Below are 16,049 nucleotides of genomic sequence, written 5' to 3' on the forward strand. Positions count from 1 at the left end.
CGTGTTCAGTCAGTAATTTGATATGTACATAATAATATTGTCCATATTAAAATGAAATAGATATGTATTTAAATAATGTATTTAAATGTAAATTTAGTACTTATTCCGTGCGCACGATTTCAGCAGTGAAAGAGAAAAGTATTTAGAATTCACGGGTTAAAGGATAAACCGAGCATATTGAATGGCACAGTTGACAGCGGCACCGATGGAAGGTTTGACCGGTGCGGTATACCGAAAGCTTCATCACCGATTTTTTGGCGGTGCGGATGCCTATTACATTCCCTTTGTAACGCCGACCGTAGAGCCGAAATTTACCGATCGGCAGTTAAGGGAGCTGGCACCTGAAGTCAACAGTGGTATTCCGGTGGTTCCCCAGCTCCTTTCCAATCGCTCGGCGGACTTCATTTGGGCTGCTAAAGCGCTCGGCGAGATGGGCTACTCTGAAGTCAATCTCAACCTCGGCTGCCCCGCAGGCACAGTTGTCGCTAAGGGCAAAGGCAGTGGTTTTCTGAAAGATCTTTACGGATTGGAAAAATTTCTGTATGAGGTCTTTAGCGCCGATATCCCTGTGCCGATTTCCATTAAAACCCGCCTCGGCTGGTCAGATACCGCTGAATTTGAAGATATTCTGAAGCTCTACCGAAAGTATCCGCTCTCGGAACTGATTGTTCATATGCGTCTCAAGACCGATCAATACAAAGGAGACGCGCGGACTCAGGTGCTTTTAAACGCGCTTGACGAGATTCCCTTCCCGCTCGGTGTGAACGGCGATTTGGTTACAGAGGCGGATTTAAAACAAGCCGATGAACGCTTTAGACATCCGCATCAGCTGATGGTGGGAAGAGCGCTTATGGCCGATCCCGCCCTCTTTCGTAAATTTAAAGGAGGAAAGCCCGCCTCAGCTGAAGAAATTCGACAATTCTCCAAAGCCCTTTATGACGGCTACACAGAAGCCTTCGGCAGCCGCAAAAACGCAATGATGAGAATGAAGGAATATTGGTTCTTCCAATCCTGTCTCTTCGAAGAGAATCCTTCAGCCTTTAAGCGGATATTCAAAAGCCGCGAAGAAGCGGACTTCAGCGCGGCTTTGGATGAAATTATGAGCGGCGGCCTCCTCAGAGACGCCAGATTCGGCTGGAAGAAGCCTCTTTAGAATGTTAGAGCTTTCTGAACAAATTCTTCAAAGAGCTTGACGTTCTTCGGTTCAACCAGAGTGTCAAGGATCTCGCCCTTGCGCAGGACGATTAAAGTCGGAATGTGACGAACTTTAAATTTGCTGTTTAATCCGGCTTCTTTATCAAAGTCGCAGTGAGCAAACTGAAGCTTGTCGCTGTATTTTTCAGCAAATTCCATAAACATCGGCTGAATGCGGCGGCAGTCAATGCACCAGGGCACGCCGATGGCCAGAAGAACGGTCTTCGGACAGTTCACCACTGTTTCGTCATAATTGGCTTCAGTCACGTCAACGATAAATTTAGAGTCACTCATTTGGATTCCTTAGAAAATCATCATTAAAAAATTAATGAGGAAAACGTTCGACACGTTCAGCATTATAAGTCCAACAATGGAAAGTACTAAGAATCCATCCGTGCTGGGTCCGTATTTTTCGCAGAGCGACTGCATGTTGCTCAGCCCGTTGCCGCAGACGCCCATAGAGAAGCTTAAACCGCCGACCGCAAAAAGCATTCCCTTGAAGTTTCTGCCGAGAAAATTGAAATAAACCCAGCGCGCATAAATAACATTAAGAAGAAGCTCAAGAAACGTGATGAGCAAAACTTCCCAAGTGACAGATCCGATCATGTCGAGTCGAAGCGAACAGGTCGAAAGAGCAATAAAAATTGTCAGAATGACTTTGGTCAGCGTTCTGAGCGCAAGACCGTCAACGCTGAAAAAATTTGTCTTATCTGCGAAATTTCTTATCAGTATCGCGAAAATCATGCAGCTGACATAATCCGGAATGAATACATCCTGCAGAAAATAATGATTAAACAAGTCGCCCAAAGCCATACAGACGAAACTCAGCGCAAGAATCTTCATGCACTCGACGGTGTGCTGCTGATAAAAAGGTCTTGGAGAGCGAAGGATCGAGCGCGAGAGTCTCTGGTTGTCAAATTCAGTGGAATTCGGATTTTTGAGTTTGTACTTGCTGATGAGATACTCGCCAAGGGGCGCGCCGATCATGAGAGAAAGAATCATGCCGAGCGTCACAACGCCGGAAGCCATCTGGGCGGCGCCGGAAATCGCGTCAAGCCGTTCAATGGTCGGCGCAAAATTATTGACCGTATCATAGCCTCCGATCATGGAGATCGTGCCGACTAAAAGACCTAAATGTTTATGCAGCCCGAGCATCTCGCAGGCGCCGATTCCGACAAGGGCCTGAAGCACACCGAGCACCAGAGCCAAAGCCCAAAACAGCATGGAAACCCAGGTACCCCGACTGATGAGCTTCCACGTTCCAAAGAGTGCGAGCATTGTCAGGAAAAACCGAAGCACAATGGAATTGAGACTGACGTCAAAATTAATAATCGCGGTGTCCGTGATGCGAAAAAGAAGAATAATCCCTGCGACAGGGAGACCTCCGATAAAAGGAACCGGAATCGAAAGCTTCTGCAAAAGAGGGATTTTTGACTTAATTAATCGGCCAAGAAAATAACTGACCAGCGCGATCCCCAAGAAAACAAAAGCATTTGGCTGAATATGCAGGATATTTTGTATGACTTGGTCGTCCATATCGCCTTGGTAACTGCCCGTATTGAATAGATTTTAAGAGTTAGATAATCTTGTTTAGTATATCCTCTTAGGGTCAAACCAGAAAAATTTAGAAATGAAGATAGAACTCAAACCTGTCACACTTGAACAGCTGCCGCTCTTAAAAGAGCAGCTTCCTAAACTTCAGACTGGAGACTGCAATTTATCGATTGCCTCCGTCATCGGAAGAGCGGAAGAGTATCAAATTAAATGGGGTTTAGTAGAAGGCGAACTGGTTTTAAACTGGATGCCTTACCCGGATATTCCTGCAGCTTATGTCCTGCCGCTGCAAAGCGAAAATATCCTCAAAATTATGCAGACGCTTGAGTGCAGCTGCAAAGACTGTAAAGAACCCTTGATTCTGTTCGGCCGGTTTACCTATATGACCGAGAAAATCTCCGAACTGATGCGCTACCGCAATTTCATTACGGTGTCTTCAAATTCCTGGTGGGACTACGTCTACGACAGATCCCGCATTGAAACACTTGAAGGCCGCGATCTGCACGGAAAACGCAATTTCAATAAGCGTTTTTACAAAGCCTACCCCGATGCGGCCTTTGTTCCGCTTGACGCGCCAATGATTGAAAAATGCCGCGGCTTTTTAGCAAAATGGTATGAAGCGCACGGGGAAATGACAGAGTCGCTCCAAGCGGAAAAAGTCGCGATTGAATTCGCGTTCGATCATTTCGAAGACTTCGGCCTGATCGGAGGCGCACTCGTCAACGGAGACGACATCTTCGGATTTACCTACGGCTCCGGCGTCGGCGGCGATATTTTCTCAGTCCATATTGAAAAAGCCGATCGAAACGTTACCGGCGCGTACCCTGCTCTGGCTTCCGCTTTCGCAAAAGCGCTGCCGGAAGAATTCAAACAGATCAATCGCGAAGAAGACTTGGGATTGGCCGGCTTGAGAAAAGCGAAAGAAGATTGGTCGCCCTCGACAATGATTCGTAAGACGCTGATGAGAATTCAGCGTGATGAGAGCCGTATCGAATAATTTAAGCGTAGTTCTGCAAAAGAGCCGAGACCGAAGTAAGGTCTCGCTCAAAAATCAACTTAAGCGGGATTGAAATATCCGCTTGCGGATCCTTTGGCGGACAAAGAGATGAATCCTCAAGCGCGTGATACAGCAGCCCCGCTTTTGTCATCAGTTCTTTGCCTTCCAATTCACTCTTTCGATCCCGAACAAGGCCGAGCACCTTTTTGACAAACGGATCAGCGTCCGCGTCATTCCTCATCAGCGCAGGAACAATATCTTCTGTCTGAATGACGGATTCAAAACCGAAATGCTGAATCGGTTCATGAAATCCTTCTTTATCGCCGTGCCAATTCGAGAGCGAATCAAAGCCGTTCAAAAGATAAGAAATAATCCTGTCGGCAATCTGATCCAGATCCTGCGGCGTGTGAATTTCGTAATCGCAGGCCCAGACAACCTCTTCAGCAAAATCAACTTTATTGATGATTCTGAGAAGGTAATACGTGTCGCTTTTACGGCTTAAAGAAAAATAATCCTGAATCATTTCTGAATAAATACTGTCAACCTACGCTGTGGAAATATATCACGCGTCAGCGCATGAACCACACGGTCAAACTCAATTCAGAACTACGGGAATTTAAAAATAGGAAGGAGGATGTTTGGTGGAGAAAATGGGGATCGAACCCACGACCTCTGCATTGCGAACGCAGCGCTCTCCCAGCTGAGCTATTTCCCCACCGATTTGGAAACTTTCGACATTGTGCACTAAAAAGAAGCTTCTAGCAACTCAACAAACTAAGGGTTTTTACTTACTTAATAGAAGGTTGGTTAGAATTCAAATAGTTATTGAGCGCTTCTTCTCCGTCAATTTCCTGCGCCTTCTGAATTTGTTCAGCGCTCATTCTGTTTTCCAGTGCGGTAAAAGCCTGTTTAACTTCGTCAGTCGCGTTTTTATCCAATGCGCATTGATTGAGGATCGAATAAGCTGTGACCGGATCAAAATGGATCCAATTGGGCTGAGACAGTCTCATTGCGAATTCACAAACCTGTGAGCGGTCCCCTTTCTGTATAGCTGCCAGCGAGAGTGCGCCGCCTAAATTAAAGTTTTTGCGCACGCCGGTACCGTTCCAGAAACGGTCGGCTTCATTCTGAAGTTCTGATGTTGAGGCTTTTTTAATATAGATATCCAGATACTTCTGGGCCTGATCCCGGCTTCTAACGCTTTGCGGTCCGGTTTGGTAAAGTTTGACAAGAGAAAGCAGATCGTCGTTTCTTGCATATGGCGCCGCCTTTGTCAGCCACTGAACCGCCTTGACCGGATCCGGTTCCACGCCCTGCGCGCCGTCTCGGTAAAGTCTTCCCGTCTGAAGCTCGGCCGCGCCCAAGCCCTTCTCTGCCGCTTTTTCAAACCAGCTGAGTGCCTGCGGATAATCCTGACGATTCCAGTAGCATTCGCCTAAATAAAACATCGCGTTAACGCCGCCCTTCTTAGCAGCGGCCTTGGCCCAGAAAATTGCTTTGTCTTCATCTTTAGGCAGACGATAGCCATGTCCATACGAATAACTAATGGTATAGAGCTCACTCGGAGAGCCGTTTTCGAGCAGCGTATCAATCAGGAAGCGGCCTTTTGCCTGTGCCTGCGGATCGTCTGTCTTGGCAAGGTACTTTTCCCCGGTCACCACGCGCGCCAGTTTGTGTCCGTTTTCTGCGGCTTTTTCAAGCCAATAGTCAGCCTTTTCAGCAGACTTCTCGACTCCGGTGCCGTCGCTGTAGAAAAAGCCCAGAGCGGCCATCGCCGGTACATAATCTTTTTCCGCTGCTGCTTTTGCGAGTTCAAACGCTTTTTCGGAGGACTGCTCAACTCCTGAGCCTCTGCGGTACAGAGTTGAAAGGCGCATCATTGCTTTTGGGCTCCCAAGAGCAGCCGCCTGAGAATAGAGATCGGCCGCTTTAGCCAGATCAACCGGAACATGGTCGCCGTAAAGATAAACTTCAGCTTCCTGAATCAGCTTAGCGATCTTATCTTTGTCTTCAGCAGATACCGCAGCTGCGGGCTCCGAAGCTGACTCTGACGCCGAACTCTCGGCCGAGACCGCGGGTACTGTCTCCGCATTCTGCTGCTGAGCGTGTGCGGTCATAAAAAAGAGCGCCGAACACAAACCACCGACGAGGATGGAAGTTCTGAATTTCAAATGGGCCATGAAAACTCTCCTTCCCGTAATTTTTGCAGATTTATCCCTGCAAAAACGAATCTTTTGTGAGAACGAACAGCGTGATTAAAGACAAATGCCGAACAATATTAGAGGTAATCACGATCAGGAAAATACTTATGATTTTTGTCCTGAAATCACCATTAAACGCTGAAATTGTTTATTACAATTTCAACTTTGCTTTTAATTATAAAAACGCCAATCAACCACCGGATATTAAAGATGAATTTTATAGGGTTATTTGTCAGACAAAATCCGCTTAGAGACTGCGGCTCATGGGGTGGGTTTACTGAACATTACAGACGATTGTTACCCCGTATAGGTGATATTTGAACGAAAATCTTAATAAAAAAACGGATTTATAAAAATTGTTTTTATAAATATATTCATAAATTCAAATAAATAGTAAATCGGTATTACCCCGCTTAGAACAAACGATAATCCCCCTTGAAATGGTGGGGTGAAATCTTTAATATTTGTCTGTAACAATAATAATTCTAAGGATGGACCGCTATGAAGAATGCACGATGGATTAAGCTGGCAAATGATCTGACAAAAGGAATTACGACTGGGGAATTCCCTCTTCATTCCTATCTTCCGACTGAAGCAGAGCTGTGCGCACAGTACAACGTCAGCCGCTATACCGTTCGTCTCGCTCTTGCGGATTTAACTCGCATGGGGTTAATCCGTCGCTGGCCGAGACTTGGTTCTAAAGTCGTCTCGGTGGGTTTTGACGAAAGCTACGCGCGCTCTTTTACTTCAGTCTCTGAAATCGATCATCTCTCAAGTACCCATAAACGTGAAATCCAGTTAACTCAGGAATGCGTTGTCGATCAGGAGCTCGCTCAGAAACTTGAGTGTGAAAAATATCTCCGTTTCCTTCGCTTCACGAATATTCGTACCCATCCGACCGATGAAGGCAAACCGGTTGTCTGGACTGCGGTCTACGTCAACGCCGCCTATTCCAAGCTTCCGGAACTCGCAAGACACAACCCGCTGGTTCTTCTTTCAACGCTGATTGAAAAGGAATACGGAGAAAGATGTCAGGAAGTCACTCAGAAAATTTCCGCGGTTCCCCTTCCCGCTGAAGCGGCGATCAGTCTAAACGCGACACCGGGTTCGCCTGCGCTGAGAATCCTTCGTCACTATCTTGGCATTCGCAGAAATATCCTTGAAATTTCCGAGTCTTATCACCCGGGCGATCGTTATTCTCTCACGATCAACATGCAGAACGGCCGAAGAGATGTTCGGTAATTTGCACTAAAATAAACAGGGCCTTCGGGCCCTTTTCTTTTTCTCGCGTCTTGCGACTTTTTGGTGGATTGCTTCAGTGGCAGAGTCTAAAAACGTATACGGCAGAAAGCCCGGTCAGAAACTTGCGCCGCTTAAAGAGCGGCTGAAAAAGCTCGGTCTCTCAAGAGACTGGGACTTTGTGCTTCATTTGCCGCTGCGCTATGAGGACGAAACCTCTGTGACGCCGATTGCCGACCTTGTCCCCGGTGTGGATCAGCAGGTTGAGGGAGAAGTGGTCCGCAGCCAGGAAAACCGTTTTCGAGGCTCATTCGAGGCTTGGATTGACGACGGATCCGACGTTCTGAAACTGCGTTATCTCCATTACTTCCCTTCTCTGCGCGAGGTTCTGAAGGAAGGAAAGCGTGTGCGCCTTTTCGGCAATCCCCGCCGCAGCTACGGCGGTGAACTCGAAATGATTCACCCGAAAACCCGTAATATCAAGTCGGACGCGGAATTGCCTAAAACGCTGACGCCGGTGTATCCGGCGGGCGAAGGTATTACTCAGCCGTGGCTCAGAAAACGAATTGACCGCGCTCTGATGGACGTGGATATCAAAGACCTGCTGACTGAAGAAGAAAGACAAAGCCTCGGTCTTCCGGAATTGAGAAAGGCGATTGAATCGCTGCACCATCCTGCCCCCGGAGCCAGTCTCGAAGCCCTGCAGGAAAAAACCGATCCGGCCTGGCAAAGACTCAAGTTTGATGAACTGCTCGCGCAGCAAATCGCGCTGAAACGCTCTCGTAAACTCAGAGAGACGAATAAAGCGCCTCTGATGCCCTTTCCGAAAGGAAGGACCGACTCTCTGAGCTTTAAATTTTATAAGTCTCTGCCGTTTAAGCTGACAGGCGCTCAAAAGCGTGTATGGAACGAAATTGTCGGTTCTCTGCAGTCGGATCGTCCGATGAACCGCCTGGTTCAGGGCGATGTGGGAAGCGGCAAAACCGTTATCGCGGCGCTCGCCGCCTGTCAGGCGATTGACTGCGGCTATCAGGCGGCGCTTATGGCGCCGACCGAAATTCTGGCCGAGCAGCATTTCAGAAAGATTATTTCCTGGCTTGAGCCTTTTGGCGTGCGCGTCGTTTGGCTCTCGGGAAAACAAAAGGCGAAAGAAAAGCGCGAGGCACTTAAGGCGATCGCGGACGGCGCTGAACTTGTGGTCGGCACCCACGCCCTCATTCAGCCTGACGTCGCTTTTAAAGCGCTCGGTCTGGCGATCGTGGACGAACAGCACCGCTTCGGCGTGAATCAGCGCCTGCAGCTGAGAGCAGAACGCGAGGACGGCTTTATGCCGCATCTGCTGATGCTGTCGGCGACTCCCATTCCGCGAACACTCGCGATGAGCTATCTCGCGGACGTGGATGTTTCGGTCATTGATGAACTTCCGCCTGGCCGACAGAAAATCGAAACTAAACTGCTCTCGATGCAGCGTAAGGAAGAACTGATCGAATCGATCGGCCAGTCGCTCAGTCACGGAGCTCAGGCCTACTGGGTCTGTCCGCTCATTGAGGAGAGCGAAAAAATAGATTTAACCGCGGCGACGGAAACCTGCGAACAGATCTGCGCCCTGCTTCCGAACTATCGGATTGAGCTGCTGCACGGCAAAATGACGCCGGAAGAAAAAAACGTCATTATGGACAGATTCGTTAAGGGCGAGACTCAGCTTTTAGTATCGACTACGGTTATTGAGGTGGGCGTCGATGTGCCTAACGCGACCATCATGGTGATTGAACACGCCGAGCGCTTCGGACTGGCGCAGCTTCACCAGCTTAGAGGCCGAGTCGGACGCGGCAGTGAAAAGAGTTTCTGTGTCGCGCTCTTCGGCAATAAACTTTCCGATATCGGCAAGGAACGTCTTAAAGTCTTTAAGAGCACGACGGACGGTTTTGAAATCTCAAGAAGAGACCTTGAACTCAGAGGTCCGGGAGAGTTTCTCGGTGCCCGTCAGAGCGGAGTCGCCCTGCTTCGCTTTGCTAACCTCGACACAGATGTCGATTTGGTGGAAAAGGCGACCCATTTGGCGCAGCGCTGGATTGATGAAAATGACGAGCGGGCTGACACGCATGCAGCCCGCTGGTATGAATCTAAAGAAAAATTCCTTGAAGCTTAATCTTTTTTGGATTCCAGGTTTTCATGGAATGCTTCGCCAAGCTCAGCGGATCTGCGTCTGCAGGCGTCCATCGCGTCTTGCATCATTTCCATGAAGCCTCTTTCCTGCATAACTTTTAATGCTTCATAAGTGGTGCCGCCTTTACTGGTGACTTTTGCACGGAGCTCTGCAGGCGGCTCGTCGCTCTGTCGCGCCAGTTCCGCAGAACCCAGAACTGTGGCAATCGCGAGTCTTCTTGCCTGCACCTCGTTAAAGCCGTAGCGAATACCGGCGTTTTCGAGTGCTTCAATAAAACGGAATACGTAAGCGGGGCCGGATCCGGAAACCGCGGTCACGCCTTCGAGCATCTCTTCCTTATCGCACCAAATCAGATCTCCGCAAGCCGCAAACACCTTCACGATAAAGAGGTGGTCTTCGTCCGCCTCAGCAGTCGCGTAAAGACCGCAGACGCCCTTGCCGATTTTCATCGGCGTATTGGGCATGGCGCGGCAGATTCGATTCTGTCCGAGCATGGCCCGCAGATCTTCAATTCGTACGCCTGCGGCAATAGAGATAATCAGCGCCTCATCCATCCATTCTTTTGCCGAGGCGATCGCGTCGGGAAGCTGCTGCGGCTTAACCGCCAAAACGACAGAATCGATCTGCGCCATCCAGGAGCCGGGTTTGTCATGGACTTGAACGCCGAACTGTTTGCTGAAGCGCTCAAGCTTTTCCGTGTTGCGGTCGATCACATGAATGTCTTCACCGGACCAATCGCTTGTGACCATCTTAGAAATAATGGCGGACGCCATGTTGCCGCCGCCGTAAAAAACAATGGTTTTTCTGTTCATTTTGATTCCTTATTGCCGTAGTCTCTGGGCCCGAAGATCGCGGAACCGACGCGCACCATAGTTGAGCCGCACTCCACTGCTTCTTTCATGTCGGAGCTCATGCCCATAGAAAGCGTATCAATATCAAAGCCCATGTCTTTGAGCTGAGTATATAGAGAAAACATCTCCCGAAGCGGCGCTTTTTTACCTTCTTCCGTATCCGACGGAGCGGGAATCGCCATCAGACCTCTCAATTTGAGATTAGGGAGCGTTGTGACGGCCTGGGCTAAAGCGGGCACATCCATAGGTTCACAGCCGCCCTTGGAGTCTTCACCGGAAATATGGACCTCAATCAGCACGTTCAGCGGCCCAAGCTCCACGGGCCTTTGCTCGGAGAGCCGTTCGGCGATTTTAAGGCGGTCCACGGTCTGCACCCAGTCAAAATGCTCAGCGACCGGGCGGGTTTTGTTGGACTGGAGTCTGCCGATGAAATGCCAGGTTAAATCCAGGTTCGGTTCGTTCTCTCTGAACCATCGGATCTTCTCGATACCCTCTTGGACATAGTTTTCTCCAAAGGCGTGCATTCCGCATCCGACTGCTTCCCGAATCGCCTCAATGTCAAACGTTTTTGAGACCGGAAGAAGAAATACGCTTCCGGCTGCGCGGAGTGATTCTTTCTCTGCAAGGGCTAAATTTGATTTAACCTTTTCGTACCTGTCCGCAAGACCCGGTTTAAGAACTGACATTTCAAACCCCCAAAATTAAATTTCTTGTAAATAGTAGTCTTATTTTAGGGTTAGTAACCAAACTTACAAATATCTGATTAATAAAAACGGGGGATGATTGTCATTAATAAAAAATCATTCTACTCATAATCAATAATATTATTTTTTATCGTAAATGGTATATTATTCACATAACCGAACCGCTTGGATATAAATATAAATATTCAAACGGAGACAAACCACAGTGTAGTACTTGAATATTTCCGAAATACGGGAGCCTTACAATATGCCAAAAACTGAAAAAACAGCGAGAGGGCTTGGAAAGCTTGCCAAGAAACCGACGGCTGCTGCGACTAAGACAACAGATGCCGCCTCTGCTCGTAAAGCTCTTCCGCGTCATTCCTTTGAGACACGTCAAAAAGCGCTGCTTATTTTTAAAAACGGCGGAAGCTACAAGAGCTGCGCCAAGACTCTGAACATTCCGATTTATACTGCGCGCGACTGGCACCGCAGCTTCCTGATTGGCACGTTCCGTGCGGAACACGGTGCGCGTCAGCAGTCCTACACGCCGGAGCAGAAAGCTGAAGTGCTTCGTCTCCGCCGTGAGGAAGGAAAATCCTACAACGCGATTTCGCAGCTCACAAAAGTTAACCGCGCAACAGTCCTTCAGTGGATTCACAAAGATAACGCCGAACGTGCGGAAGCTGCCCGCGTTCAGGCCGGTGAAACCGCTCCGGTTGAATTCGATGTAGAAGACAGCGGCGTCATGACACCGACTGCATAAAAAGCTGTCAGCCCTATAATTAGCAGGATTTTTTAATCCTGCTAATTTTTTTATGACTTTAGAAACACCTGAGGCCCCCTCAGAAGTCCTTCTGCATTCGTGCTGCGCGCCCTGCTCGGCTGCGATTCTCGAGTGGATGCTCGATCACGGGATCAAACCGACGATCTTCTTCTATAACCCGAATATCTATCCGCAGAAAGAATACCTGATCCGCAAGCGGGAAATTGACCGTTACGCGGAAAAACTCGGCGTACGTATTATTGACGGCGATTACTGTCACGAGCTCTGGCGGATCTCTGTACTCGGACTGGAAAATGAACCGGAACGCGGAAAGCGCTGTCTCGCCTGCTTCAGCCACCGCTTATTGGTCACTGCAGAGTGCGCCCGTAAAGAAGGTATTACCCATTACACGACCACGCTTGCCGGTTCCCGCTGGAAAAGCCTGGAACAAATCCGGGCCGCGGCTGAGCGAGCCGACAGTCTCATCCCCGGCGTGCGCTACTGGGATGTCAACTGGAAAAAAGGCGGTCTTCAGGAAAGGCGCTCGGTCCTTCTGAAGGAAAACAACTTCTATAACCAGCTTTACTGCGGCTGTGAGTTCTCAATGGGACACCTTTCCGACGAGCAAAAGATCATCATTCTGAAATAGATAATTAGGCAATTACCTCTCCTTATATTCTTAAAGTTTATGAGGAGATTTTTTTTAATTTTATTTAGATTTGATTTTTGATTTATTAAATAAATCGGGCGGGGTGTTTATATATATGTTTGATTTCTATTTAGTCTGATATTCCTATATTTATTTTTTAATAACCGATTTGTTTTTCAAACTCGATATTGGGTTATTGTTTTAATTATTTATTACCCCTCATAAGAAAATAGCGAACCAGTCGCCCCCTCCTGTCCTCCAGTTGATTTCTTATATATAGTTTTCCAGTCATTTTCTTCCGGAGAAAAAGAAATAATCTTTTTTTTAGAATATTCATACAGTTTTTGTAGTCATCAAAGCAGCGCGGAAACCGTGTGCCGAAAGGATTGCCGCATTCAAAAATTCTCAAAGATGTTGTAAAAAACACACATTCAGTGTTTAAAAAGCTGCTTTATATATAGTGAGTAAATCAGTAAAAGCCGATTTAAAGGGCCTTTGTAAGTGCTTCCCCCCTTTAAAACAGGTGTCATTCTTGTAAAATTGATCCGTACCAGGCCTTGTTCGGCCTTGTTCTAAAAAAACGGCATTTAAAGCCGAACTGCTGAAATCCCGACGGAGTTATTCCGTTTTTATAAGAGAGAAAATATGAAAGAGTCCGATTTGTGCGTCGTCGCCGTCGTTTACGGAGTCGCCACATGGTTCCTTGTGATGACTCTGCAGCTTCCGCCGCAAGCTCAGTCCTATCCGCTGATCCTTTTAACCGCCCTCTACGTCTGTAATACACTGCTTTTGGGCAAACAGCTCTACAGCTTCTTCCGTCATCGTCTCGTCCTGAACGACTTCAGAAAGATTTTTGCTTCCTTTGTGCCCGGCCAGTTCTTCGGCGTTATCGCGGGCTGCCTGATTTATATGGCGGTAGTGAATTATCTCGGCTACTACATTTCGAGCATCCTGTATCTGCTGCTTGCTCAGTTCTTCCTTAAGGTTAAGCCGATTCCCGCGGTCATTACCTGCGCAGTCATCATGATCGTGACATATCTGGTTTTCTCGCTTTTCCTGCACGTTCCGCTGCCGGTCGGCGTTTTCTTTGAATAAGGAGAAGGAACATGTTGGAAACACTTTCTCTGATGGGTGCCGGTTTTGTACACGCACTCTCTCCGCTTAATATCATTCTGATGATCGCCGCCACGGCGCTCGGTATCACAATCGGCTGTCTGCCCGGTCTTTCCGCCGCGATGGGTGTCGCCCTTCTGCTGCCGGTTACATTCGGTATGGATCCGGCCACCGGCCTGATCGTTCTCGGCGGTATCTACTGCGGCGCCATTTTCGGCGGATCTATTTCCGCGATTCTGGTTCATACACCGGGTACGCCCGCTTCGGCAGCGACCGCGATCGAAGGCTACGAGCTTACGAAAAAAGGCATGGCCGCCAAAGCGCTTGCCGTTGCCTGCTTCGCGTCTTTCTGCGGCGGTCTTCTGAGCTGTATCTCTCTATACTTCTTCTCCCCGTTCCTTGCCGAACTTGCGATGAAGTTTAAGAGTCCAGAATACTTCTGGCTTTCCATCTTCGGTCTGACCGTTATCGCGGGCGTCTCCTCCAAGTCTCTGATCAAGGGCTTTATCTCCGGTATTCTCGGTCTTCTCATCTCCACGATCGGTATGGACCCGATGGAAGGCGTTGAGCGCTTCATGATGGGTTCAAGCTCGCTTTACAACGGCGTGAACGTGACCTGTGCGCTGATCGGCCTCTTCTCCATGTCTCAGGTTCTGATCCTTGCTGAGAAAGCGATCGCCAAGCGAGCCAAAGCGGCCAAGTTCTCCGGAAGCCTTCTTTTGAACGGTTCTGAAATCAAGCGCCTGATGCCGACCATTACCCGCTCCTGGGTCATTGGCAACGTGCTTGGCATTCTTCCTGGTGCCGGCGCAACGATCGCCTGCTTCATGGGCTACAACGAAGCAAGACGCTTCTCTCACCATAAAGAAGAATTCGGCAAAGGCTCCATTGAAGGCGTCGCCGGTTCAGAAGCCGCCAACAACGCGGTTACGGGCGGCTCTCTGATCCCGACACTGACACTCGGTATCCCGGGCGAAAGCGTGACCGCAGTGCTGATGGGCGGCCTGATTATTCACGGCCTGCAGCCCGGACCCGAACTCTTCTCCACCTACGCTCCGATGACATACACGTTCTTCGCGGGCTTCGTGCTGGTTCAGTTCGCAATGCTCGGCATCGGCTTAGTCGGCTGCCGCCTCTTTGCGCAGGTCTCCAGACTGTCGGACTCCATCCTGATTCCGTCCATCTTCCTGCTCTGTGTGGTGGGCTCCTTCGCGATCCATAACAACTTCGTTGAAGTCATCATCATGTTCATCTTCGGCATCATCGGCTACTTTGTCCGTAAGTTCGATCTAAATGCCGCCGCGATCGTACTCGGTCTCATTCTCGGACCGATCGGCGAAAACGGTCTGCGCCGCTCTCTGTACCTCAGCGACGGCGATCCTTCGATTCTTTTCAGCACTCCGCTCTGCTGGCTGCTGATCGCGATGTGTATCCTCGGTACCGCTTCTCCCTGGCTCATGGCAAGATGGGAAAAGCATGTTGAGGCCAGATCTCATCACTAAATAAGTGAATCTTTTTTCGAAAGGCGCCGCATAGTCGGCGCCTTTTGCAATAAAAAAATATTTCTATTATTTTGGGATTGCGTTATCATCTGTAACGTGCGCCGAGACATCGATTGTTCGGAGCCTGCCTTGCTTACGTTCAAGGCTTGAAAATACAATTTTGATCCCTCAGGAGGACATTAGACATGAAAAAAGTGCTTTTAGCTATGGCTGTTGCCATGACCGTTCCTATGACAGCTATGGCTTGGGAGCCGACCGGTGATATCAATGTTATCGTCGCTTACAAAGCCGGTTCCGGTACAGATACAGGTGCCCGCCTGCTCGCCACTGAAGCCGCTAAGTACATTCCGAAGACCATCATTATTCAGAACCTTCCGGGCGCTGACGGTAAAATCGGCTGGACAAAATTGGTTAACTCCAAACCCGACGGCCAGACAATCGGCTTTATCAACCTGCCGACATTCACTACTTTAGCTGCCCAGCCGGGAGCTCCCTTTTCTTCTCATGACATTGTGCCTATCGCCAACCATCTGACAGAAACCGGTGTTGTCGCTGTTAAGGCTGATTCTCCATACAAGACAATCGAAGAACTCGTTGCTGCTGCTAAGAAAGGAAATTTGAAGGCTTCCACCAACGGTGTTAAGGCTTCCAACCACACCGCTGCTCAGCTTTTCTCCAAGAGCGCCGGCTTCAACTACAAAGCCGTTCCTTACGGTGGCACAGCTGACCAGCTGCTCGCTCTCCGTCAGGGCGAAGTTGACTTCACATGCGCTAAGGTTGCTGATGTTGCCAAGCTCGTTAAGGGCGACAAACCCGAACTTCGCGTTCTCGCTGTTTTCAATACAAAACGTGACGCCGAACTGCCGAACGTTCCGACTCTTGGTGAAAAAGGCTTCTATCCCGAATGGTACGGCTCTGCCCGCGCTCTTGTCGCTCCTAAAGGCACAAGCCCCGAAATCATTGCTTACTACGTAGACGCCTTCAAGAAGACAATGCAGGATCCGGCTGTTGTTGAAGCCCACAAGAAAGCCGGTATGGCTCTTGACTTCAAAGACAACAAAGAACTCGGTTCTCTGATCGACGCTCAGGACAAGTTCGCTCGTGACGTTGTCAACAACCTCTACAAGTAATCT

The 16,049-nt window shown here is 48.9% G+C and carries 15 protein-coding genes and 1 tRNA gene; 9 read left to right on the forward strand and 7 right to left on the reverse strand.

Annotated features, from left to right (window positions below; all coding sequences use genetic code 11):
• Positions 1-181 precede the first annotated feature (181 nt).
• On the forward strand, positions 182-1,153 hold the full coding sequence (locus E5987_RS02480; RefSeq protein WP_237178696.1) for a tRNA dihydrouridine synthase: 972 nt from the start codon (positions 182-184) through the stop codon (positions 1,151-1,153).
• Here E5987_RS02480 and E5987_RS02485 read toward each other — a convergent pair.
• Positions 1,150-1,488: a thioredoxin family protein gene (locus tag E5987_RS02485; RefSeq protein WP_160334506.1), complete on the reverse strand. Its 339-nt coding sequence runs from the start codon at positions 1,486-1,488 to the stop codon at positions 1,150-1,152. The two genes, E5987_RS02480 and E5987_RS02485, sit on opposite strands and share 4 nt — an antisense overlap.
• 9 nt (positions 1,489-1,497) lie before the next feature.
• Positions 1,498-2,730, reverse strand: a complete 1,233-nt coding sequence (locus tag E5987_RS02490) for a sodium/glutamate symporter (RefSeq protein ID WP_160334507.1) — start codon at positions 2,728-2,730, stop codon at positions 1,498-1,500.
• A 94-nt stretch (positions 2,731-2,824) separates the two neighbouring features.
• Here E5987_RS02490 and E5987_RS02495 point away from each other — a divergent pair, with 94 nt between their 5' ends.
• On the forward strand, positions 2,825-3,745 hold the full coding sequence (locus E5987_RS02495) for a DUF2156 domain-containing protein (protein ID WP_160334508.1): 921 nt from the start codon (positions 2,825-2,827) through the stop codon (positions 3,743-3,745).
• A 1-nt stretch (position 3,746) separates the two neighbouring features.
• Here E5987_RS02495 and E5987_RS02500 read toward each other — a convergent pair whose 3' ends face one another.
• The 3 genes from E5987_RS02500 to E5987_RS02510 all read right to left on the reverse strand — a co-directional run bounded on the left by E5987_RS02500 (position 3,747) and on the right by E5987_RS02510 (position 5,925).
• Positions 3,747-4,268, reverse strand: coding sequence for a hypothetical protein (locus E5987_RS02500; protein ID WP_160334509.1), 522 nt, complete (start codon positions 4,266-4,268; stop codon positions 3,747-3,749).
• A 116-nt stretch (positions 4,269-4,384) separates the two neighbouring features.
• Positions 4,385-4,460, reverse strand: a tRNA-Ala gene (locus E5987_RS02505).
• 73 nt (positions 4,461-4,533) lie between these two features.
• Positions 4,534-5,925 (reverse strand): tetratricopeptide repeat protein, encoded by a 1,392-nt coding sequence (locus E5987_RS02510; protein WP_160334510.1) that lies wholly within the window; start codon positions 5,923-5,925, stop codon positions 4,534-4,536.
• 522 nt (positions 5,926-6,447) lie between these two features.
• Between E5987_RS02510 and E5987_RS02515 the strand changes: the two genes are divergently transcribed.
• Together E5987_RS02515 and recG are read left to right on the forward strand one after the other, a co-directional pair.
• Positions 6,448-7,188, forward strand: a complete 741-nt coding sequence (locus E5987_RS02515) for a GntR family transcriptional regulator (protein WP_160334511.1) — start codon at positions 6,448-6,450, stop codon at positions 7,186-7,188.
• A 76-nt stretch (positions 7,189-7,264) separates the two neighbouring features.
• Complete coding sequence (gene recG, locus E5987_RS02520) at positions 7,265-9,334, forward strand: ATP-dependent DNA helicase RecG (protein WP_160334512.1); 2,070 nt, start codon at positions 7,265-7,267, stop codon at positions 9,332-9,334.
• Here the strand turns inward: recG and proC are convergent.
• Together proC and E5987_RS02530 are read right to left on the reverse strand one after the other, a co-directional pair.
• Positions 9,331-10,164, reverse strand: coding sequence for a pyrroline-5-carboxylate reductase (gene proC, locus E5987_RS02525; RefSeq protein WP_160334513.1), 834 nt, complete (start codon positions 10,162-10,164; stop codon positions 9,331-9,333). The genes recG and proC overlap by 4 nt on opposite strands.
• On the reverse strand, positions 10,161-10,889 hold the full coding sequence (locus E5987_RS02530) for a YggS family pyridoxal phosphate-dependent enzyme (protein WP_160334514.1): 729 nt from the start codon (positions 10,887-10,889) through the stop codon (positions 10,161-10,163). The genes proC and E5987_RS02530 overlap by 4 nt, the downstream gene beginning before the upstream one ends.
• 265 nt (positions 10,890-11,154) lie before the next feature.
• Here E5987_RS02530 and E5987_RS02535 point away from each other — a divergent pair, with 265 nt between their 5' ends.
• From E5987_RS02535 to E5987_RS02555, 5 genes are all read left to right on the forward strand, one after another.
• Positions 11,155-11,652: a helix-turn-helix domain-containing protein gene (locus tag E5987_RS02535; protein WP_237178697.1), complete on the forward strand. Its 498-nt coding sequence runs from the start codon at positions 11,155-11,157 to the stop codon at positions 11,650-11,652.
• A 52-nt stretch (positions 11,653-11,704) separates the two neighbouring features.
• Complete coding sequence (locus E5987_RS02540) at positions 11,705-12,301, forward strand: epoxyqueuosine reductase QueH (protein ID WP_160334515.1); 597 nt, start codon at positions 11,705-11,707, stop codon at positions 12,299-12,301.
• Positions 12,302-12,946: 645 nt separating this feature from the next.
• Entirely contained in the window at positions 12,947-13,396 is a 450-nt protein-coding gene (locus tag E5987_RS02545; RefSeq protein ID WP_160334516.1) for a tripartite tricarboxylate transporter TctB family protein, read from the forward strand.
• Between the two features lie 11 nt (positions 13,397-13,407).
• The gene (locus E5987_RS02550) at positions 13,408-14,916 is read left to right on the forward strand and encodes a tripartite tricarboxylate transporter permease (RefSeq protein ID WP_160334517.1); all 1,509 of its coding nucleotides are present in this window, start codon (positions 13,408-13,410) and stop codon (positions 14,914-14,916) included.
• A gap of 185 nt (positions 14,917-15,101) precedes the next feature.
• Complete coding sequence (locus E5987_RS02555) at positions 15,102-16,046, forward strand: Bug family tripartite tricarboxylate transporter substrate binding protein (RefSeq protein WP_160334518.1); 945 nt, start codon at positions 15,102-15,104, stop codon at positions 16,044-16,046.
• The last annotated feature ends 3 nt before the right edge of the window (positions 16,047-16,049 follow it).

Source organism: Parasutterella muris (genome assembly GCF_009767915.1).
In the GTDB taxonomy this organism is placed as follows: Bacteria; Pseudomonadota; Gammaproteobacteria; order Burkholderiales; family Burkholderiaceae_F; genus Parasutterella; species Parasutterella muris.